This is a genomic window from Bacteroides sp. GM023 (assembly GCF_014750685.1).
In the GTDB taxonomy this organism is placed as follows: Bacteria; Bacteroidota; Bacteroidia; order Bacteroidales; family Bacteroidaceae; genus Bacteroides.
In genome coordinates this window covers 196,099-216,581 of record NZ_JAAXGE010000014.1, presented here as the reverse complement: position 1 = coordinate 216,581, position 20,483 = coordinate 196,099, and the positions used below count along the sequence as shown (strand labels likewise).

Genomic DNA, 20,483 nt, shown 5'->3' with positions numbered 1-20,483 from the left:
TTGTATGCTGAATGATTTCTTGCTTTGTTTGTTCTCCAAATCTCCTTATCTTAGGTTATGATTATAAAGTGTTATGTAAAGCCTTTATGCCAATAGGGAAATATCCAAAGCACATAAATAGAGTCCCAATAGTGCTTATTAACTCTATATCAGGGTTGTTCAGAAGTAATAAACCTAAAATCATTAATATACCCTGCCATTTTTTTATACATTTTTCTTTTATTAATCCTACACCTTGAATGATTGCACCGATAGGTAATAGAGGAAGTAAATAGCAAACTTTCAACAATCCAGCTTTATCAACAATAACTTGTAAGAACGGACTGATTTTAATAAAGTCTGTTTCTGGAAGTGTGTCAAATGCAGATAAGACTAAACATAAAGCACCTTTATCTACAGCTAAAATAAATGCTCCAAATACGCCAATGATACAGCCCCAAAATCCCCAATTCTTTCCAGAGGATTGCAATCCGTTCATGATGCCTATCATTGAAACTATAATAAAGGGAACTGAAAACATGACAATCAAATGCCCGATATGATAATAAGAATTGTTGTGAAAGCGTTCCACTAAATCTTGTGCTGTAAATATCATCTTCATTTGTTCTAAATGCGGGTGCATCAAGAAGCCCACTAATAACATTATAGGGAAGAGCATTAATGAAAATGCTACTCCTTTTGTTTTTACTTGTTCACTGAAAGTCATTCTATAAAGGGATATGCCTTCTACTGTAAGGGCTTTTCTTCTATAAACTTCGACGCAAGTACCACATAGATCACATTGCATTATATTCCCGGTTCTTATATCTGCTTTTTTGTTCTCTTGGGAGAATACACTTTTAAGACAGACTTTTACACACTTGCCGCATTTAGAACATAGATTGTTATCAAACAGTATTTTCTTTGTCTCCATATTATTGTTGTTTTAGTAATATGAAGCGAAATTAGATAGAAGAAAAAATAAAAATCTTGATGGAAATCAAGACTTATTCAAATAGAATTCTTTTGCGTATGCGGCTTAATGTTTCAGGAGTTACCATTATATATGAAGCTAATTCCTTCAGTGTTATTAGGTTGGGTAAATTGGGGCATCTTTGTAGAAGTTCTCTGTATCTCTTTTCTGGAGTATCTTTATGTGTCGAAATGATATTGTTCCACGCGACATATAATAGTTCCTCTGCTAATAGTCTACCTTGCTGTTGTGCCTCCATATTTGAATTATAGAATTCGTTTACATCAGAATGGGACAACAAATAAACAGTGCTATCTGTTACGGCTTGTATATCTAGTATAGCAGACTCTTTCTTTTGAAATGCGGAATAATTTCCTAATGGTTCATTAGAAAAATTGTAGGCAACTACATGCTCATTGCCATTATTATCTATGCAAGTATATCTGAATGTGCCCTCTATAATAAAACCTATATATGTATGTTTGTCACCTTTATGAAGAAAATACTCGTTTTTCTTGTAATGTCGTATTTTCCCTTTCTCTATAAATATATCTTTAAATACGGAGAAATCGAAGCGATCCATATATTCATTGAACTGTCCCATTGCGTATGATTTTTGTATGCAAAAGTGAATGCTATAGAGCTGAAAAGAAAAATCCCCGATAATCATAGATTATCAGGGATTTTCTTGGTGATCCGCCTGGGATTTATAGCTTGAATTTGTCTGATTTTTACTGATTTTGTATAGTGTTATTAATCAGAGCGTTATGTCTTTGATTCTATCTTTTAATAGCACATAAAATCTTGTACGCTCAAAAAAGGGGGGAGTAGAAATAGACGCTTACTCCCCTCCGTTTTTCTTTCTATATTTGCTCCAAAATAACAAATAAAGGAGTAAATGTATGATGGAAATTAGTTACAATTGTAGAACGTTTCTACATAAGAATGGACAGGTTATGATTCGCGTCAGATGGAATAACAAGAAGCGTGAAGTTGGATTTTCTGTGGGTTGCAATGCTGATCCTGAAAAATGGGATAATGAGAATCAAAGAGCCCGATACAATACTACTCACAAAGTTGGTGGAAAGGTGTATGTTGCCCGGGATATAAATAATCGAATCTCACAGTTTCTCGAATGTATTGAAGAGTCTTTCACTGAATATGGTGTACATGCTCAAGTTCCGACTACAAAGGAATTAAAAGAGTTGGTAAATGAGAAGTTAGGGAGAATAGAAGACGAGACTCCAGAGAAAGAAACTGAAGAAGTGCATGAGAAAACATTGCAGAATGCTTTTTTTGAGTTTATGAAGTTACGTCCGTCAGAGAACAACTGGGGGGAGAAAACCCATTGTAAGTATAATCAGATGTGGGATCATTTGAATAGTTTTGATTCTTCCATTTCATTGGAGAAGTTGGATAAGAAGAAACTGAATGGGCTTAAAGAATGGTATATTGCAAATGGTTATCATAATGCTACCACTAACAAGCATTTCCGAAATCTTAAAGGTATTTTGAAGTGGGCTGATTCTAATGGCTATCCGGTAAAGAAAGAGGTTTTTGCATATAAGACTAATCTGCCTGTTCCGCCTAAAACAGTTACTTTCCTAAAATATAAGGAACTAATTCATTTTGCTTCCTTTCAGTTCCCCGTGAATAAGGAATATTTGGATAGGGCAAGGGATTACTTTTGTTTTATGGCGTTCACCTCCTTACGCTATTCAGATTTGAGAGCTCTGAAAAAAGCGAATGTATCTGATGAATATATGGAATTGTATACACAGAAGACGAAGGATAAGCTTAGAATTCCGATCATTTCTCATGCTCGTAGAATATTAGAAAAATACAAGGATAATGAGGGAGTTTATGTCTTTCCTGTCCCTTCCAATCAAAAACTTAATGATTACTTGAAAGAAGCGGCAGAGTTAGCAGGATTGGATAGAGAGATTGTCGAAACTTATTTTATAGGAACACAGCGACATGAGGAAATTCATAAATTTTATGAAACGATTAGCTGCCATGACGGAAGACGTACTTTTGTTTGTTGTTCACTTGCTCTTGGCGTAACACCATCTGTTGTAATGAGTTGTACGGGACATGCAGATTATGAAAGTATGAAGCCTTACATCGAAGTAGCGGATGAAACACAGAAGATGCAAATGGATAAATGGAACACTCATCAGTATAAATCAGATATTATAGAAAGTTTGGAAAAAATGACTTCGACACAATTAAAGGAAATTTATGAACATATCAGGAGTATAGCGTAATAAAAAAATCCCTATATTTGGAACAGCATTCGGAAAATCCGGTGCTGTTTTTTATTATAATCTTTCTAATTAAATTGATTATGGAAAAAGAAAATAAATTAATAAAAGGTATTTTTGAAAAGATAGATGAGAACTATTATAAAATAAATGGCAATAGGGTTTATTTTGAAGATGAAGTCGTGGAGTTAATTCCAATAATACGTGATATTGTTGTACAAGAAGAGAATATAGCTATTGAAGATTATAATTTAAGTAGGTCAAGCTATATTCTAGACAAGAAGGAAATACCAGTTGCTAATCTCATAACGGAAATAAATAAATGGTTAGGTTCACGTTATATACGGCGAAAAAAACTGGAAAATGAGATTTGTTATTATGAAACCATGAGTGGAAAGTTATCCGTTGAAGAGGAGCTTATTCCATTAGTAGAAGATATAATTAACAACAAGAATAGACCTATTGAGGAGTATAAATTACAAAAAGAAGCATATCTGATTAATAATGAGGCCGTTTCTGTAAGTGATATAGTTTTGAATATTTATGATTTATTGTCTAGATATGATTTGAAATATTGGAGAGATGATGAGGGGCATTATAATATAGGGGGAGAAGATTTTTATTTGGAGGACGATGATGTGCAAATAATAGAGGAGTTGATAAATGATGAAAGTGAATTAGACAGGTCAAAATATGAACATAAGAAATGTGTATATGATACTGATGGTAATGAGTGTTCTATTATTAATTTGAGTTTATATATACATATTCTTTTTGTGCACGAGGTAGATGATGATAAAGTAAGGGCTGAATTAAAAGAGCTTTGTCTGAAAGATAAATTAGACCGTGCTAAGAAAGATTTTGCAGAGAAAGTTTATTGTTTTATGGCTTCTCTTCCACTTTCGATTAGGAGATTATTAACAAAAGGAGAAGAAGAATATCATGACTTGACAGCCCGAATAAAAGAACTAGATAAGGATATGGACAATAATCCCTGTTATGAGAAACTGTCTCCTGCTATAATAACGGAGGAGCTCTCATCATTCCTCGAAAATCCTTTAGAGCAATTTTTTGAAGGGACAAGTGAAGAGATGGAGCTTTTACAACAAAAATTTGATTCAGAAAATGAAGAAGATTTTAATAATTTTTTTTGTAAGGAACTGGGAGAAGGGCGGTTACAGCTGAAAGATACTAGGCGTATTTTGGATGACATAGAAATAGATACAGCAAGAGTACCACTACGTGGGCCTGATAAAGTTGAGTATTATTATCTGCAAGCTTTTGTGAATGTACATCACGAAGAATATGAACAATGGAAAGATAACGTGAGAGAAAGTGGAATTCTTAATTCAGATACCATTATTGATTTTTATTTAGATACACTAAGTATGAATACTATTTTTTCATATTGGTATTGTTTTTTCGAAGGACAAATTTTCGATCGTTTTTTTCATGCAATAAATTATGGCTTTATCAGACCAGAAGTAATGAAAATTACAATTAATAAGTTACAGGAATTAGGTTTGTCAAAATATGTTCAAGAAAGATATGATGAATATCGAAAGCTAACAGGAGGAGGTAGGGATTTTTGTTTTTTCAAGCAATTGAATATGATGAAAGTAGCAGATGAGTTATCCATATATTATAATGTTGATAAGTCTACTAATGAGAAAAATTATTTTTTTACTCGGATGTATTTGCTTAAAGTTATAGATGAGGTGATTCCAACTCTTAAAACTAGACTTGATGTTGCAGGTTTTGCTTTATTGTTGTGGGGAAGTAAATATTTTAATCAGTCAATATGTGATAAAAACTTTTCTGTTTTTCGCGATGATATAACTCGAATATTTGAATTAGAGAATTTACCAGATGTTAAAGAGGAGTATACGGCAGGTAAAGGGCCAGTTAAGAAAAAGGCAAGAGAGCTTAGACGTCATTTTCAATTTCTTAAGCCATTGGTTGAAGCGACATACTTAACATAAATAACCCGTTCCTGATCCATTCCTATTTTATAGTCTCTGATCTCCTTGTAAGATAGCTATTACGCTGTTTTACAGGGAGTTCTTTTTTTGATGATCTCTTTTTCTATTCCTCCTCTTAATTTTGTATTTCTTAATGTTATTTCTTTGCATCCGTAATCAGAACGATAGCTATGAAATACATGTATACGGTTCTGACTATAAACTCTCAGTAGAAAAAATAATAATATGAAAAATCTAAAATTAAAAGAACTGCTTTCTTCCGATAGCACTGTAGAAGATTTGGCTAGTGTGATGAAAGAAGCATTAGGCTTTATTAATGAGCCTGGTAAGGAAGTTAAAGGCGATCCCTTTTCGTCAAGTAAAAAGCATTATGTCTATGGTATTAAAGGGTTGGCCAAACTGTTGGGAGCTTCATCTTCTACTGCTCAACGTATTAAGAGTAGTGGTGTACTTGATGCAGCTATTTCTCAGAATGGCAAAATCATAGTGATTGATGCTGACCTGGCGTTAGATTTACTTAGAATATCTAATAAGAACTGGGGACGTAAGTATTTCAAATAATTGCATTATGAAAATTGAAAATAATGAGACTTCTGTGATCGTAACGGAACAGAAAGTCGCTAAAGAAGTAGAGAGTGATAATATTGGTATTAAACCTCAGGGGAGTGCTACACCTGATAGTAATGTTAGCGCGAAGGAAGCGGATACGCGAGGTGTCCCAATAACAAGTGTCCCAATAGGTGACATATCAAGTGGGACAGCATCAAGTGGGACAGTACTAAGTGGGACAGCCTTGAAGAATCCCTATCTTGCAATGTGGGATGGGACAGCTTTGGTAGAAGGAGTTCTCTATAACCGTAACAAAATGTTAGGTTTAAAGGAATGCTATATAAAGGAAAACCGGGACAGTCTCGGTCGTGCGGTAAAATGGCAAAGGAGATGTCGCTCGGTAGGTATGGCCCAACCTGCTAAATATGTAGGTGCCAGAGTTGTAAAAGCTGCCGGATACACTCTTGTAATTGATAATCCGAAAACCGGGAATTCGGAGGAGGTTCCAGACGCGTTACTAGATCCCTATTATGTTGTAATGGATGGTAACGGACGAAGAGAAGGACATAATCTGGACTTGGAAGAGGCAAAGAAAGATCCTACTTACAAACCTTTTGACTTTCCCTTCTTTTATGAGGATATTCGTGATCCTAAGCTTTTTCAGCAGCAATTCGTTTCTATCAATTTTGATGTAGAGAAGCCATCAAATGCACAACTAATAAGCTACGCTGTTACAGTGTATAATGATCCTAGTGCAAAACTTTACAATGAGTTACAGAAGGAAGGTTTTGTGGTTAAAGCCGCTGCACATTATGTCTACGGCAAGGAATTGTCCAGGGAAGATGTGACTAAAATCAATAAGGGGCAGGCAGTGAGTGTTGATACAGATCTGGTTAGTTACATGCAGAAAGCTTTGGAACTTTATCAGGGTATTTTCGTTGGAAACGCTTCGGCCAGGGTACTGAAAGGTGTACCTCTTGCCCGGTGGACCTGTAATAAATTTAGGCAGGCAGAGGATAAAGATGAGGTTCTTCTGCAAATCAGCCGGGCATTTTCCGCTATTGATCCGAAGGGTATTGCAGAGTTACAGGACGCCAGAGGTGTCAGAGGTGACAAAACTATGACAACTGAGATTGTGTTGTGCACCTTGTTTGATAAGATTTTTTATAGCTAATTTAAACTTTGGGGCGGTAGTATTTATCGCCCCTCAATTTACAGAATTATGGATAATATATTCATTATACAGACATTAAAAGAGGTAATTGATGACAAGAGCAATTTCGAGGAACCGGGAGCTGTTTTTGGCGACTTTATCAAGGAGGGTGAACTTGCCATAGTGGGAGCAGCTACCAATAATGGGAAAACGGTCCTTTGTTGTGATATTGCTTTTGCCAATGCTTCAAATATTTCTTATTGGGACGAACCGATCAGCGATAGAATCAGGAATACTCTTTATATTGATTTTGAAATGTCAGATTCTCAAGTAGCCAGACGTTATGTTGGTATCCCGGCTGATGTTTCCGCTAGTGTAAAACGGGCACATCTTAATTCTTTTGTACGTGGGTGCTCTACTGAAGATAAACTAGGGAACATAGAAAAACTGGTATCTATCCACCATCCTGAACTACTGATTATTGATAATTTGATGGTTTTGATGGATAATACCATATCATCATCCGTTGTAAAAAAGGTAATGGAAAGATTGAAATATCTCAAGGAAGTATTCAGGCTAACAATCATACTGGTTGCACACTTTCATAAACACAACAGGAGAAATCCTATCGAAATCAATAATATACAGGGTAGTTCTATTATCAGTAACTATGCTGACAGTATAGTTGCCATAGGTGATTCTAATGTAGGACCGGAGACTAAGTACTTGAAACAATTGAAGACACGTAGTACAATGAAAATGCCAGGAGTTGCTGTTATGAATTTGGAAGAGTCTCCTTATCTTCATTTTGAGTTCGTAGAATTTGATGATGAATTGAATCATCTTGAAACGAAGCAGACTGATCGTGGTGTGATTACTGGACTTATTGGGCAAAACATTTTAGAGTTGAGTTCAGAGGGTAAGAGTGTACGTGCAATCGCGGACATGCTCGGTATTTCCAAAAGTGTAGTTGGGCGGTTCTTGAAGAATCAGAATCCATAATTTTCTAACCGGTAGACGAGGAGTGATATTGGATAAGATATAACTATTCTCTTTCTATAATTTCAAAAAACATGAGGGTATTATTTATTCAGGCAAGAGGTCGTTCACCTCCTGTCACAGCCCCTTCTATGTCTGAAAATATCCCGGACATAGCAAAGAGTAGGGGTGTTTTAGGTGGATATTAATTTATATTTCTAAACAAATACACGATGAGTATTGAGTTTAAAGCAGGAAATATGCAGTTCATTAGTTGTAGTATACCTTTCCCTACCAGCAACGGCCTTCATATCGTCTCTTCCGGTTGTGGTTCAGGGAAGACAACCATGATTCAGGAGATTATCAAAGACAAGTGGAGGGAAGGTATTCTTGTGATAACTGCAACAATGAATGCAGCGGATGAACTGGATGAAAGGCTACAGGAATGGAAGGATGGACTATATACTTTTGGACGGTGTAGTATCAAGGTTCTTCATTCCGGACAGAAGAGAATAGCAGAAATGGAAGAATATAAATCAGCTCCTCTGTCTCTTGCCCATTCAGATGTTTTGATTATTACGTCTGCAAGACTTATTATAGATCCTTACGAACTGTTTCTGTCTTATGAGGGTGGAAGTAGAACCAGAGGATTGATACTGATAGATGAAATGATAAACTTCTATCCACAGTCTTTTGACATACCGATAGAAATGAGGAATATACTTACTTTCATAGACAAGCATAGAACTCATTATGGAAAAACCGGGACTATGTTTGAGGATGATTCAGGAGTGACATGGTATCAACATTGTTATCAGGATATCGATGTAATGGAGGCGGCATATCTGAAAAGTGGTTACAAGCTGTTTAAAGCTAAGAATGAATTGAGCCGATACAAAACCGAATACATCTTCCGGCATATCTTAGAGAATGGTCTGTCTCCTATCCTAAGCCGTTTGAAAGACTTTGCCGACAAGAGCTGCACCATTTTATTTGATGGAACTGCTGATTGTATTTTCAGTGGAACAGACTTAAGACTTCTTCCTGTGTCCGGTAAACGCTACGATAGTGATATTGAGTTTATCCAATACGATATGCCGTTCAAGAGAAAGAATAAGGAGGACTGGACGAAAGAGAAGTTCATGGTTATTGGAAAATCCGTACTTGATATGCTCAAGAAAAGTTGCAGTTCAGAGAAGACCTTGATTGTCACATGGAAGTCTCTGGATATATTCAAGGAACATAAGAATGATGGTAATGCAGACTATTATGAAAGGGAGGATGATAAGGTACAATATAACTTTCCCAAGCTCCTTAGCGAATGCCTCATTGAGTCCGGAGTTAATCAGGATTGTTTCGATGTCATTTATCGTGGTAGCGGAGATGATAGAGGTTCCAATGAATACAGGGATTCTCAGAATATTGTATTTCTCGGTGAGTGGCATATTCCTGATAATATAGTGGGGGATATAAATAAGATGTTCGGTTGCAAGTGTAAGTTTAAGGATTATATGAAATCGCTTATCATCCAGACTATATGCAGGATTCGGATCAGACAACATTCGAAGCTACCGATCAAAGTTTATTTCTCTTCTGATATTGACTATAATCTGATGGCTGATGTCCAGGAGTATTTCATAAAGAACTCTCCGGCTAGTTGTAAGATAGGAGGTATAAAGAAGCCATGCAGGAAATATACAAAACCGGACAAGGGGAAGATGATAGATATGGTATTACTTTATTCTTATGATTCAAAGATAAGAGATAGTATAGAGAATGAGACTACCTATTCATTCAATATTACTCTTGATGAACTTTATAGTATTATCCCTAAATCAAGAAAAGCAAAAGACAGATATAATGATTTAGTTAAATTCTTGAATGAAAGAAAGATATATATGAATATAGTATAGAACCAGAAAATCTTAATATCCTATATATGGTATATAAGAAAAAAAAGAAAAAAGGTTACTATGATTGTCAAACTTAAAACTAAGATTAATATGGAACTAAAAGATATTATGGTTTCCGTGTTTCCTAATGTTAAGGTAAAGGAGAACCCCCAACACCTTCCATTACTCGATATTCTAGATAGTATCAAAAGCGGAAATGGTGATAACAAAAAATATATTGCAACGATTCGGAAGGAGAAGGATCACACCAAAAGAAATGATCTGAAAGTAAAAATATTACCTGTATTCTGTCCTTCCGGTACCTTTGAAAGGAGAGAAGATAACGGCTTGACTGTTATGTCGGAAGTAATATGTATAGACCTTGATAATGTAGCTAATCTGAAAGCTGAAATAAATAGATTGAAAGATTTCCCTTTTGTACTGTCAATATTCAGATCACCATCGGGGAAAGGATTGAAGGTTATGGTAGTACACAATCTCACTGAATCATCACGGCATAAAGATTTATACCATTATGTCGGTGACATGTTGGGTTTAGTTGGAAGACCTGATTTGAAGTTTGACTCATCTTGCTCCAATATATCACACCCTTGTTTTTGGTCATATGATTCAGACTTGTACCTGAATAAGAAAGCTGCTCCATTGCAGATAGAGCCGAATGAACTTTCAGTCTCTATACCGTCATCCAAAGGTAAAGAAGCGGAGGGAGATAAAGTCGCGGTAAGGAATATTACTAAGGTTGTTTTGTTGACTGATCCAAAGGAAATCAGAAAGAAAGCATTGGAAACTCATTCGTTATTTGAGGAATTCTACAGCATGTATCCCAGCGTGAGAAATAAGAATCTGTTTGTGTTAGCAAACTTTTTCTATAACGATGGTATTCCGGAGGACTTTGCAACAGATTATTTAGTGGCTTACTATAGAGATGCAAAGAATGGTTTCTCCAGTTGTGAGATAAAGGGGATCATTCATTCCGCTTATCATTAGTCCCTGTTTTAGAATACGATGGATATAAATGAAATTAAAAATATAATATTATGAATATTCAAAAAATATTGATTTGTATTATAAATGCAATCAAACCTGTAACCATAACAGGAAGTGGGAGCGATTTATTTTCTAAGGTTTGTACTGTTATTAAAAATGCAGCCTTCAGTATAAAACATCCTTTCCTGATGTTCGAAGATCAATGTGTCTACCTCTATACCGGAACACATTGGATGAAAATAAGTGACTTGGATTTGAAAGTGTTTCTTAGGGATGCATATCAGAAAATCTTCAGTGATCCAATCAAAGCCTCACAAAGAGATATGATAGAAGGACTTTTCAAGCAATTCCCGTATACAGTGATGAATTTTGGAGTAACACAAGCACGGGGTAAGATCAATTTCCTGAATGGTACGCTTGATTTAGGAATAAGGAATGTGTACCAACATTCTTTTACTGATTATTTCAGGTATGTACTTCCATATGATTGTATTTCCGGTGCATCCTGTCATATGTTTATGAAATACCTGGATGAAGTATTACCTGACAAGAAAACCCAAATGGTGTTGGCGGAGTATATAGGCTGGCTTTTTCTGCCTGATCTGAAACTTGAAAAAGTTTTGTTCTTGTACGGTTCGGGATGCAATGGAAAATCGGTCTTCGTTGATATAATCGAAGCTCTCCTGGGAAGGGATAATGTTTCCCATGAATCCTTGTCTGACATGTGTGGAGAATTTGGCGGTAACAGTAGGGCAAATCTGGCAGGTAAACTTCTTAATACTTGCTCTGATGTAGCTCCCAATGCCTTTTCTGGTGATATCTTCAAGCGTATAGCTAGTGGGGAGCCGATAAGTGCCAAGATTCTGTATAAGGATGTTGTCACTATTACAGACTATGCCAGGATGATTTTCTGCCTGAATGAACTTCCAAAGACGAATGACAGATCTGACGGATATTTCAGAAGGTTTCTCATTGTTCCTTTCAAAGTACAGATACCTAAATCAAAGATTGATCCTAAGCTGACACAGAAGATCATATCTACAGAGTTACCGGGAATTATGAACTGGGTATTAAAGGGTATGGGAAGATTGATTATACAACAGGGATTTACGGAGTCGAAGTTATGCCAAAGGGAACTGGAGAAGTATCGGAATGGAAAAAACAAGAATGAGATTTCTCTGATATTACCGGATGGGTATCAGAAATAAAGGAAGTTGTTTAGATGAAGGGGGGATATCTATGTGGTATCGTCTCCTTCTATATGTATATTCTTGGCATTACAAAATCCTTCAAAACATGTATCTATTATTTGTTGTCATTGCTTGAAAGTTTAGTCATACTTATTTTCTTAATTTCCTCTATAATACTTCCAACAATCTCTGTTGCATTATTCCCTCTAAATTTTTTTATAGACTTTGTTCCAAGCCATACGTTTTCTGCATATATTGTATAATCCAAATCACGTAAAATAGAAGCGTATTCCGAACAATTTGGATAAATTTCATCCATATTGTTTAAATCTTGCCTATAATGTATTTTGCCATTTATATAAAAATCACGATGTCTAATATTTACAGAAGCTTTATTATCATGAGAAACAGACACAAGTAAATGCTCATTTAATGGAAAACAAATCGGATTATATCGGAACTTTTCATAGTGTAACTCTTCCATTTTTTTGTTAAATAAATCTTCAATAGCATACCGAAGTTCTTTTGAGGAAGTTACGGGAGCTTCTTTTTTTCTTTTCAAATCTTCAATCAAAGGGGACATTTCCGTATAAAACTCACTTTGTGGGATTGAGGGCTTCTGATATAATAGACAAATGCCTTTTCCTACTAAGTTCATCTCTTCTCTTGAATAGAATTTGCTTGTGTGTGGTAAGTGTATTACTAATGTATTATTCCAATAGGTTCTTGATAGTTCCCCTTTGATAAGGGTTTCTTTAATAGAACCTGATAATTTGCAGAATACGTCCATTGTCAATTCGCCCAGGCATAAAATAAATTTTGGAGATAATATAGATAAAAGTTCTATTGTACAAGGGGCACATCTTTCTATAATTCTTTGAGAGAGTTGACATGCTTTGGGAGTATTAAAGAAAACAAGATTTGTGTATGCATAGTTTTGAGACTCTTCTAGTATATGTCCAAGATTACCGTATTGCAATATAGAGTTTAATCTACGCCACAGATGCCACTTGGCTTTCTCTGAAATGAAAAAAGGATTACCCTGTAAGAACTTATCTGCTGTCATTCCCTTTTTCGGATCAAGATTCCAATTTATATTTGTTTTTTGTTCCTGATAACCTCCAGCACTTCCCGGATTAGTGGCCATTATTACTATTTCCGGATTGGATGAAAGCCTTGTTAAATCCGATTGTGTATAAAAAGATGTATATGAATTAAAACTGGTATTCTCCTCTTCCTTGGCCATCGTTTTATAGACTTCTACTGTATTTAAAGCCCATATATGTAGTTTTTCTTGAAGATTGTCCATATTAGTCCATTAATATTGTTACACACTTTTGGCAAATATAGGAAACAATCGTCAAAGATCTATTCTATACATTCATAATTAATATCAGAAACAAGCTAATGCCATTTCTAGTATTGTGCATAACTTATTTTGTTCATGTCTAAAACTGTATACAGCTATCCCTTTGGCTTGAGCAATCTGTATCATAAGTTGTCTCTTATACAATTTTATCCCCCAATCAGTTTTATCCCTTGGCTGGTGTAATCTATCTGAATATTATCACATAGTTTCTTCAAATCATAGAAAAATGTCTTTTGTTTTTCAGATAACATCTCTTCCGAAATAATAGTCTTTATAATAGAGACATTTCCATGTTTCTCACCAAAACAGTAGCCTCCTGCCGTTACTGATACAAAATCAATTACTTCATCACTATAATGGCCCTCAAAACATTGGTAGGTTGCTTCCAGATTCTCATCAATCTCAACACTGGTAAGTCCCCAACAATTTTTGAAGTATTTTTTGATAATTTCAAGCATTGGCAAATTATTATCTTTAAGAATCCGCTCTTGATACCTCCTGAAGAAATGGGGGGCATATATTGTTATTTTATGTGTCATAGGTTGATAAACAGCTGCATATTTTCCTTCCTTACGTTCATATATACAGTACATACTTATGTTGGGATTATTATGCTGTCTTCTTTTATCAGCCGTAAAAGTTATGACAAAAAGATTTTTTCTCTTGATGCTCTTACACTCATACGAAGCTTTTACTGGAAACTTGTAAGAGTCCAGAACTTTAGATCTGAAATTCTTACGAAATCGTTCTGTTGGTTTCTCTAAGTCTGCTAAATCTTTCAATAGTTCTTCACGGATTTCTTGCTCCGTCATTGATGGTACAATCATAATATATATAATTAATATTAACAATAATCGTCAATTCCGTCCGGTCCGTCCCACTCCAATCCTCTGGCTATTGTGAGAGTCTTTTGTGCTCCGCGTTTTTCAAAATATGTACGTCCTTCATGGATATATTTACCAGCTTCAAAAGTGATAGAAACAGAAGTATATTTCTTCAGATCCTCATTTTGGCTATGACATATTACCATTATTAGATTCTCATTGCATAGAGCAAAGTCATCTATAATTTGAGTAGTATATTGATTTCTCGTTATAACTTTTCCAACACAAAGGTTGTCTAGATATGAAGTAAGTGGAGTCTCACCGATTTGTATAGGACAAAGCGGGAATTCAGTGGGTGTTTTCCATTCACGTTGCAGTGCTGTATCAGGTGAAAGAGCAGGGAACAGTGTTTGCCTATATGTGTCCTGATTTATTGGAGAATCAGGTTGGGTAAATATCCATTCTCCCATATTACTTGCATTTGAATACGGCTTGTTTGGTTCCTTAGCCCATTTCATAACCCGTTCATAAGCTGCTTTGGCTTCTTCCTGTGTAACCGTTCTCATCCACATTACATCTTGGTTTGTACCTGTGAGATCTCTTAAACAACCAGGATTATCGATGAATTTTTGAATATCACCGCCACATAGGTATTCTATTTTTTTTCGTGTAGCGGGGTTGTTCAATGCATTCTCCAACCTTGTGAGCCATCTCAAATTTTCTGGCCGGTTGTTACATCTGTTAGTATCAATATGGTCTACTATGTCTCTTTTTGAATCATGACTACCATGAAACGCTGTTGCAACAATTATGTGGACTCGATGACCTCCTATAGTCATATATCCTGTTTTTTCATTCTTAGTACCGAACAGCCATTGTTCATCCAGTTTCCTTGGCTTGTGCCCATTTTTAGCATGACGAAAAACAGCTCCATTATCACGAACAGAATAGTGTTCATCTTTATAGGTACAATCTTTGACCTCTGTGTATATATCAATATCTACTTTCATAACGGTTCTAATTTTATTTTCTGAATGAATTATGGACTTCAAGAGCGAATTTCAAGGTATCATACCATTCATCTTCTGATTTATAGTCTAACTTTATGTTTATGATACGGGAGCCATGCAGATGATTTGTCGAGATTTCAATTGAAATTCCTCCCTTGTTTTGGAGACTTTCAATAGAGATAAGTCTTGGATGATAGAAATCTTTTGCACGTTCTTGAAAGGTCTCTCCAATTGTAAAAGAGATAGCATAATCGGGAAGCATAAAGTCTGGAACAGGACTCCCTTCGTATTTTCCATCCTCACTGACACTAAATACGATGATGGGGGAGGCATTCAGTTTTCGTAATACCTTTGGGGCTACTTCCATAAACTGAGAGACGGCTTTTCTGTTTTGAACATCTTCTTCTGACTCATCCGTTTCATTGGCAAGCTCTAAGTCTTCAGCTAATTCTTTGAAAAAATTACGTCCTAATACTTTGGATATTAATGCAAGTTGTTGAATATCCATATTATTACGAGTGAACAAATTATACACGTTATTCCTTTTACAGCAAATTTTATCTGCAAATTCCACAATTGAAAGCTGTTGCCTACGAACTTCCTTTTCGATGAGTTCTCCAATAGTTCTTTTTTCTGTCATATTTATATTTTTTGTTATGCTGCAAAGTTATACCTGCATTGATAAACTTCATTGAAAGCGGTGTATCCTGTTATTGTGCATTTTTCTATAATGCTATGTATTAGCATATATAATATTTACATTATATACAAAGTTAGGAAAAATATCGAAGTTGAAGAAAAAATAAGAAAGGAATTAATTGTACTCATTTCTACTGCCCAATAGTTTAACTATCTTCTTTGAACAAAAAATAAAATAAAAAGACGTAATATTTAGGTTTATGTAAAATAATTCATATATTTGTGATGTCGTAACAGAGAGCGACGGTGTTTTTACATTTTAGAAAAGAAAAAGCGTTTAGCTGATTTCTGTATAAGTGAAAAGTCGAAATTTCATCAACTGGTACAGCAAAAACAGCCTTACGTTCAGCCTTGCAATATTCGCGAGGGGGCGTTTCCTGTTTGTACCAAGGGCTTCGACTCCCTCACTTATGACAAGGCTAATGCCCTTTCGCTTTTTTATTTAACAGGCTTGTATTATAGGGCACAAGCCAAATTATACTTAGAACTATATGGTAGAAGCACCTGTAACCCTTCCTATTTTCTTCCCGGATATTCTGATCAAGCATTGGAAATCTACAGAAAAGAAACTCCCTTCATATATTAGATAAGTATTTCGTTACTTGTCTGATCATCTTCTAGTATACTCTACTGGGGCATCTCATCTTATTGTGAGTGTCTTAGTCATTAATAACATCTAAACACAAAGTCTTATGGACAAGAAAATCGTGGGGCTCAATGCCGGCAAAGTCTGGCAAGCTCTGAATGAGGTAAAGGAAATTAGTATTCCTGAGTTAGCAAGAAAACTAAATTTGAGCGTAGAAAGTACAGCTTTGGCAATTGGTTGGCTTGCTAGAGAAAACAAAGTATGTATACAGCGTATAAATGGTTTGATAGAAGTCTACGGGGAAGATCGTTGCTCCTTCTCATTTGGCTAATGTGTAATATACATGAAGTAGAAAGATATTATATTTTATAGTACCCAATTTGTCTCAATAAAATATAGTCTTGCCTTTAAAGAATAAAGGAAGGTAGCTTTTACACTATCTTCCTTTTCCTATTTATCCCCACTTCAACTTCATCACCAAAGCATCTTTCCTGACATCGAGTATCAAGTCTTTCACTCTGTTGGCTCCAAGTTTTGTTGCACTCCTTTTATAACACTTCTCAAATTCTGCCTGATCGAAGAAGTATGTATAGCCAAACGGAGGTTCATACCACATTACAGGTGGTTTAAATCCGTTCAGTCCAATTCCACAAATCATATAGGCATCAGCATCAATAATCAATTTCTTTTGTAGTCTATCGTCAGAGTAATCAATTCCTCTTCTGAAGGTTAGTTCTATTTCTGTTTCTGTGGTGTTTACCTCAAATTCAACCCGTCCTTTTCCAATAAGAGTATCCAGATCAACCTGTACTAATGCTGTTATTTCTTCGTCTAGCATTTTTTTCGTATCATACACCTTTGATGTTATAAAAATTTTCTTTTTCATAGTATTCTTTTTATTATTAATTTTACCTTGTCCTTGTTCTTGTGGATTAAGCTAATATCAGCTTCAACCCCTAGTTTCTCGATCAATCCCATATACTGACTCACTAACCATTGGAAGGTGACATAATATATCTCTTTCTCCTTTCTCTTATATAGTTCATCATCATCTTTCGCCAGCTCATAAACTTCTTCATCAGTCAAATTTAGTATATCAGAAGCGACAGCGATATGTACAAGTTCGGAGTTGTTGGATATAGCTTGTTCAAACAGGAAATGCCATGAAATAACAAAGCGATCCTCATAACTGGAAAGCTCATGTCTGATCCAATTTTTATTTTGTGCCCGCGAGTCCAACATAAATTCTACCAGACCGTATGGAATGTATTCTGTTTCTCCCGTGTAGTATTTTATTAGATCTGTTTCTGTTATAAAGCGTAAGAAAATAAGATCCTTTATCGGTAACTGGGCTAGTTTAGGGTTTGGCTCTTCCGCTTTCTCACTCATATACTTTTCTTTCGATGCCAGAATAATCATACTTCTCCCTCCTTCGTTTTTTGTGATGTGATCTTCAATTCAATTTTCCATACCTTCCCCAAATATGATACCAATCCTCTGTAGGCATCAATCCTTCTTCTTTCTCTTGGCATGATAGACAAAGCTTCCTGTAATGTCATACTGATAACACAGAGTCCGGTAGATAAGAAAAGCTCCTCACCATACTTTTCTTTGAGAGCTTCTATATCTTTCTCGTATTTGGCTGGAATGGATTTGGATGGTATGCTACTTTTTTCGATAACATCAGGTGTAGCGTAAACCTGACGATTAGAACCCAAACCTCGTTCAGATCCTAATATTCTGTTTATGTATTCACTAAACATAAGATTAGCTTCTAATTCAGATATTAGGTTTTGAACGGTTATGAATGGCGTTTTAGCGATTTGGGAGAAGGAAATAAAAGAAACGTGTTTAAGATTTGAGTCCTAGCACGTGCTTATTGGGGAGATTATTTCAATTATTAATATCCTGTATTTGATAATATATCAAGAAATAAGACTCAACAGCTTTTATAATTGATGGAGCTTGGAGTAAATAAAATAATATTTTGATAGGTCTTTCTTATAATTCTATCCCTATCCTATCTTTACATACATTTTTTCGTCCACATTCTTTACAATACTTTCCGATCCATATCTCATCAAACTGTGTGATGGCGTTGTCAACTAATTCCTGTTCATTTGTAATGATACCAGCTTCAAAATTTCTGTTTCTTTCACTTTTCATTCCTAATGCTGCACCAGTAAGATTAGCCGATCCGATATAAACTAATTGTAAATCGAATATTAGTATTTTGAAATGAATACGTGGACATATAGAACGTTCCAGTCCCTTCCATAACAAAGGATATTTATCAAAATCATTTCTGAAATTCTCACCGGGCTCTTTAGCATGTAGAAGCCTAATGGAAACTTTCTGTCTGATCTTCTGTTCAAGTATGGAAAGAAAAGGAACAACAGAATTCCCTTGCCTGATATGTAAATCTTTCAGATCTGCTGTTCCGATCCATAGCGTATGCCTTACTTTGGACACTTCATTCACAAGTAATTTATAATGCTGTTCATTTTGTATATAGCGAATCATATTTAGGTATATTATTTCAATAAGAATTCTATGAAATCAACTCTCCATGTACTTGTTCCGGCCTTTACTTTTTGATACCATTTTTCAGCTTCTTCTTGATTTATTTCCGTCCCATACCCTTTCTTATACATATAACCCAAATTCTGTTGAGCAATGGCATCTCCTTGCAAAGCAGCCAGAAAGAACCATTCACGAGCTAACCGATAATTCTGACTAACAGCAGTACCTGTATAATAACAATGGCCTACAACCAACTGTGCCTCTGTATCTCCGGACTCAGCACATTCATACCAATCATCAAATGTGTATTCATCATTATTTTCAACTTCTTCCTCGTATTCTTCATCATCATAAATTTCCGGTGGGGTGAAAATAGTTCTTATAGCATCTTTAATAGCAGATCTGAGAGAATAATTCTCTTTGTAAATGTTTATATAAATATCTGCATATGAAGCATCCAGTTCTCTCCACTCTTCTTTACTTATAGGTTGTCCATGAAAAGAATTAATTACCGGATCTAGTAAATCGGCATCCCAACAACCCCTTTCCATATTTGCTTTATTCATATATTCTTTAGCTCTTTCTTTATCTCCCCCTTCTAACCAGTTTAGGACTAATTGAAGATAAATCATTAAAGGACTGATGGGAAACTTTTTGTCTGCTTTTCTTAGAGTTACCTGTATATCAAGAGCCGCTAGTAAATATTTTTCCGCTAGGACAAAACGTCTGGTTCGTCTGAAATAAATTCCCTTCAAACTATTTACTAACAGGGCAACGTAAGGCATCTTTTTATCATCTGTTACAAGTTTCGTCAAATCTTGTTTTATGATCGTTTCAATTAGCTGATAATGGCATCGTGTCCAGTAGTTATAATAATCATCTGTTGCCCAGATACCGGGTTCTACAATCAACAACAGTATATACAAGCATAAATCAAGCTGTGAATTAGGAGTCTTCTCCATGGACTGCAACAAAGTTTCTATATCCATGACATCTATTTCCTTTTCCGTTTGCAATTGATATGACAGAGCCTGTCTACGATGAGAGTTTGCCTTATCCATATTGCCTTCCTCTTCATATACATTTGCTACAGAGTTATGATACATATTAAGTACAGTTTTTTGTACATCTGGCGGTAACAACCGTAGATAACTAACAGCTTTTAAAGCATACGCTTTCCAATCTCCATTAGTCAAACCATCAAATTGTAAATGAGTCAGAAACAATCGAAACATATTCAGTTCTTTAAAAACGGACATTGGAGTATCTTCTGCATAGGCATATAAAATACATGATGAATCTTCTGCTGTGAAATGAATACCACATTGATCTCTTTGAGCAGGATGCCAAATGAGCTCAATTTGTTTTTCTTCTATTAGTTGGAGATAATATATTTCTCTCTCTTCCAAATTTATAGAGCGTTTCTTTTTTTTCTTAATTGTCATAATTACTTGATATTAGTAATGGAAATGAAACTACCATTGATGTTTATTTATATAGCATC

The 20,483-nt window shown here is 35.3% G+C and carries 20 protein-coding genes; 9 read left to right on the top strand and 11 right to left on the bottom strand.

Annotated elements, in window-relative coordinates; genetic code table 11:
- Positions 1–61: 61 nt before the first annotated feature.
- Positions 62–913, bottom strand: a complete 852-nt coding sequence (locus HC965_RS23505) for a 4Fe-4S dicluster domain-containing protein (protein ID WP_191033759.1) — start codon at positions 911–913, stop codon at positions 62–64.
- A 73-nt stretch (positions 914–986) separates the two neighbouring features.
- Positions 987–1,556 (bottom strand): Crp/Fnr family transcriptional regulator, encoded by a 570-nt coding sequence (locus tag HC965_RS23500; RefSeq protein ID WP_223854998.1) that lies wholly within the window; start codon positions 1,554–1,556, stop codon positions 987–989.
- A 298-nt stretch (positions 1,557–1,854) separates the two neighbouring features.
- On the opposite strand from HC965_RS23500, the gene HC965_RS23495 reads away from it, so the two are divergent.
- The 8 genes from HC965_RS23495 (at position 1,855) to HC965_RS23460 (ending at position 11,986) form a co-directional block, all read left to right on the top strand.
- Complete coding sequence (locus HC965_RS23495; RefSeq protein ID WP_191033757.1) at positions 1,855–3,219, top strand: site-specific integrase; 1,365 nt, start codon at positions 1,855–1,857, stop codon at positions 3,217–3,219.
- 80 nt (positions 3,220–3,299) lie between these two features.
- Positions 3,300–5,198: a hypothetical protein gene (locus HC965_RS23490; RefSeq protein WP_191033756.1), complete on the top strand. Its 1,899-nt coding sequence runs from the start codon at positions 3,300–3,302 to the stop codon at positions 5,196–5,198.
- A gap of 225 nt (positions 5,199–5,423) precedes the next feature.
- Complete coding sequence (locus HC965_RS23485) at positions 5,424–5,759, top strand: DUF3853 family protein (protein WP_191033755.1); 336 nt, start codon at positions 5,424–5,426, stop codon at positions 5,757–5,759.
- A gap of 7 nt (positions 5,760–5,766) precedes the next feature.
- On the top strand, positions 5,767–6,921 hold the full coding sequence (locus tag HC965_RS23480; protein WP_191033754.1) for a hypothetical protein: 1,155 nt from the start codon (positions 5,767–5,769) through the stop codon (positions 6,919–6,921).
- 48 nt (positions 6,922–6,969) lie between these two features.
- Positions 6,970–7,902 (top strand): AAA family ATPase, encoded by a 933-nt coding sequence (locus tag HC965_RS23475; protein WP_191033753.1) that lies wholly within the window; start codon positions 6,970–6,972, stop codon positions 7,900–7,902.
- Positions 7,903–8,111: 209 nt separating this feature from the next.
- Positions 8,112–9,791, top strand: a complete 1,680-nt coding sequence (locus HC965_RS23470) for a DEAD/DEAH box helicase family protein (RefSeq protein ID WP_191033752.1) — start codon at positions 8,112–8,114, stop codon at positions 9,789–9,791.
- 90 nt (positions 9,792–9,881) lie between these two features.
- A complete protein-coding gene (locus tag HC965_RS23465) occupies positions 9,882–10,778 on the top strand; it encodes a BT4734/BF3469 family protein (protein ID WP_223854997.1) in 897 nt (298 codons plus the stop codon).
- A 50-nt stretch (positions 10,779–10,828) separates the two neighbouring features.
- Entirely contained in the window at positions 10,829–11,986 is a 1,158-nt protein-coding gene (locus HC965_RS23460) for a phage/plasmid primase, P4 family (protein WP_191033750.1), read from the top strand.
- A gap of 97 nt (positions 11,987–12,083) precedes the next feature.
- Here HC965_RS23460 and HC965_RS23455 read toward each other — a convergent pair whose 3' ends face one another.
- The 4 genes from HC965_RS23455 to HC965_RS23440 form a co-directional block, all read right to left on the bottom strand.
- Entirely contained in the window at positions 12,084–13,277 is a 1,194-nt protein-coding gene (locus tag HC965_RS23455; protein WP_191033749.1) for a uracil-DNA glycosylase family protein, read from the bottom strand.
- Between the two features lie 206 nt (positions 13,278–13,483).
- A complete protein-coding gene (locus HC965_RS23450) occupies positions 13,484–14,164 on the bottom strand; it encodes a hypothetical protein (protein WP_191033748.1) in 681 nt (226 codons plus the stop codon).
- 17 nt (positions 14,165–14,181) lie between these two features.
- Positions 14,182–15,171 carry an HNH endonuclease signature motif containing protein gene (locus HC965_RS23445; protein ID WP_191033747.1) on the bottom strand — a complete coding sequence of 330 codons (990 nt, stop codon included), beginning with the start codon at positions 15,169–15,171 and terminating at the stop codon, positions 14,182–14,184.
- Positions 15,172–15,184: 13 nt separating this feature from the next.
- Positions 15,185–15,811: a hypothetical protein gene (locus HC965_RS23440; protein ID WP_191033746.1), complete on the bottom strand. Its 627-nt coding sequence runs from the start codon at positions 15,809–15,811 to the stop codon at positions 15,185–15,187.
- 751 nt (positions 15,812–16,562) lie between these two features.
- Here HC965_RS23440 and HC965_RS23435 point away from each other — a divergent pair.
- Positions 16,563–16,787, top strand: a complete 225-nt coding sequence (locus tag HC965_RS23435) for a winged helix-turn-helix domain-containing protein (protein ID WP_191033745.1) — start codon at positions 16,563–16,565, stop codon at positions 16,785–16,787.
- Positions 16,788–16,910: 123 nt separating this feature from the next.
- Here the strand turns inward: HC965_RS23435 and HC965_RS23430 are convergent, their stop codons facing one another.
- The 5 genes from HC965_RS23430 to HC965_RS23410 form a co-directional block, all read right to left on the bottom strand.
- Complete coding sequence (locus tag HC965_RS23430) at positions 16,911–17,342, bottom strand: hypothetical protein (RefSeq protein WP_191033744.1); 432 nt, start codon at positions 17,340–17,342, stop codon at positions 16,911–16,913.
- Positions 17,339–17,875 (bottom strand): hypothetical protein, encoded by a 537-nt coding sequence (locus tag HC965_RS23425; RefSeq protein ID WP_191033743.1) that lies wholly within the window; start codon positions 17,873–17,875, stop codon positions 17,339–17,341. Before HC965_RS23425 ends, HC965_RS23430 begins: the two co-directional genes overlap by 4 nt.
- Complete coding sequence (locus tag HC965_RS23420; protein WP_191033742.1) at positions 17,872–18,219, bottom strand: hypothetical protein; 348 nt, start codon at positions 18,217–18,219, stop codon at positions 17,872–17,874. Before HC965_RS23420 ends, HC965_RS23425 begins: the two co-directional genes overlap by 4 nt.
- Positions 18,220–18,457: 238 nt before the next feature.
- Complete coding sequence (locus HC965_RS23415) at positions 18,458–18,979, bottom strand: phospholipase D-like domain-containing protein (RefSeq protein WP_191033741.1); 522 nt, start codon at positions 18,977–18,979, stop codon at positions 18,458–18,460.
- Between the two features lie 11 nt (positions 18,980–18,990).
- Positions 18,991–20,424 (bottom strand): tetratricopeptide repeat protein, encoded by a 1,434-nt coding sequence (locus HC965_RS23410; RefSeq protein ID WP_191033740.1) that lies wholly within the window; start codon positions 20,422–20,424, stop codon positions 18,991–18,993.
- Between the last annotated feature and the right edge of the window lie 59 nt (positions 20,425–20,483).

What these genes read in the sequence shown, in the direction of transcription:
- HC965_RS23505 (WP_191033759.1), bottom strand. Translation starts at nt 913, where the DNA reads ATGGAGACAAAGAAAATACTGTTTGATAACAATCTATGTTCTAAATGC.
- HC965_RS23500 (WP_223854998.1), bottom strand. Translation starts at nt 1,556, where the DNA reads ATGGGACAGTTCAATGAATATATGGATCGCTTCGATTTCTCCGTATTT.
- HC965_RS23495 (WP_191033757.1), top strand. Translation starts at nt 1,855, where the DNA reads ATGATGGAAATTAGTTACAATTGTAGAACGTTTCTACATAAGAATGGA.
- HC965_RS23490 (WP_191033756.1), top strand. Translation starts at nt 3,300, where the DNA reads ATGGAAAAAGAAAATAAATTAATAAAAGGTATTTTTGAAAAGATAGAT.
- HC965_RS23485 (WP_191033755.1), top strand. Translation starts at nt 5,424, where the DNA reads ATGAAAAATCTAAAATTAAAAGAACTGCTTTCTTCCGATAGCACTGTA.
- HC965_RS23480 (WP_191033754.1), top strand. Translation starts at nt 5,767, where the DNA reads ATGAAAATTGAAAATAATGAGACTTCTGTGATCGTAACGGAACAGAAA.
- HC965_RS23475 (WP_191033753.1), top strand. Translation starts at nt 6,970, where the DNA reads ATGGATAATATATTCATTATACAGACATTAAAAGAGGTAATTGATGAC.
- HC965_RS23470 (WP_191033752.1), top strand. Translation starts at nt 8,112, where the DNA reads ATGAGTATTGAGTTTAAAGCAGGAAATATGCAGTTCATTAGTTGTAGT.
- HC965_RS23465 (WP_223854997.1), top strand. Translation starts at nt 9,882, where the DNA reads ATGGAACTAAAAGATATTATGGTTTCCGTGTTTCCTAATGTTAAGGTA.
- HC965_RS23460 (WP_191033750.1), top strand. Translation starts at nt 10,829, where the DNA reads ATGAATATTCAAAAAATATTGATTTGTATTATAAATGCAATCAAACCT.
- HC965_RS23455 (WP_191033749.1), bottom strand. Translation starts at nt 13,277, where the DNA reads ATGGACAATCTTCAAGAAAAACTACATATATGGGCTTTAAATACAGTA.
- HC965_RS23450 (WP_191033748.1), bottom strand. Translation starts at nt 14,164, where the DNA reads ATGATTGTACCATCAATGACGGAGCAAGAAATCCGTGAAGAACTATTG.
- HC965_RS23445 (WP_191033747.1), bottom strand. Translation starts at nt 15,171, where the DNA reads ATGAAAGTAGATATTGATATATACACAGAGGTCAAAGATTGTACCTAT.
- HC965_RS23440 (WP_191033746.1), bottom strand. Translation starts at nt 15,811, where the DNA reads ATGACAGAAAAAAGAACTATTGGAGAACTCATCGAAAAGGAAGTTCGT.
- HC965_RS23435 (WP_191033745.1), top strand. Translation starts at nt 16,563, where the DNA reads ATGGACAAGAAAATCGTGGGGCTCAATGCCGGCAAAGTCTGGCAAGCT.
- HC965_RS23430 (WP_191033744.1), bottom strand. Translation starts at nt 17,342, where the DNA reads ATGAAAAAGAAAATTTTTATAACATCAAAGGTGTATGATACGAAAAAA.
- HC965_RS23425 (WP_191033743.1), bottom strand. Translation starts at nt 17,875, where the DNA reads ATGATTATTCTGGCATCGAAAGAAAAGTATATGAGTGAGAAAGCGGAA.
- HC965_RS23420 (WP_191033742.1), bottom strand. Translation starts at nt 18,219, where the DNA reads ATGTTTAGTGAATACATAAACAGAATATTAGGATCTGAACGAGGTTTG.
- HC965_RS23415 (WP_191033741.1), bottom strand. Translation starts at nt 18,979, where the DNA reads ATGATTCGCTATATACAAAATGAACAGCATTATAAATTACTTGTGAAT.
- HC965_RS23410 (WP_191033740.1), bottom strand. Translation starts at nt 20,424, where the DNA reads ATGACAATTAAGAAAAAAAAGAAACGCTCTATAAATTTGGAAGAGAGA.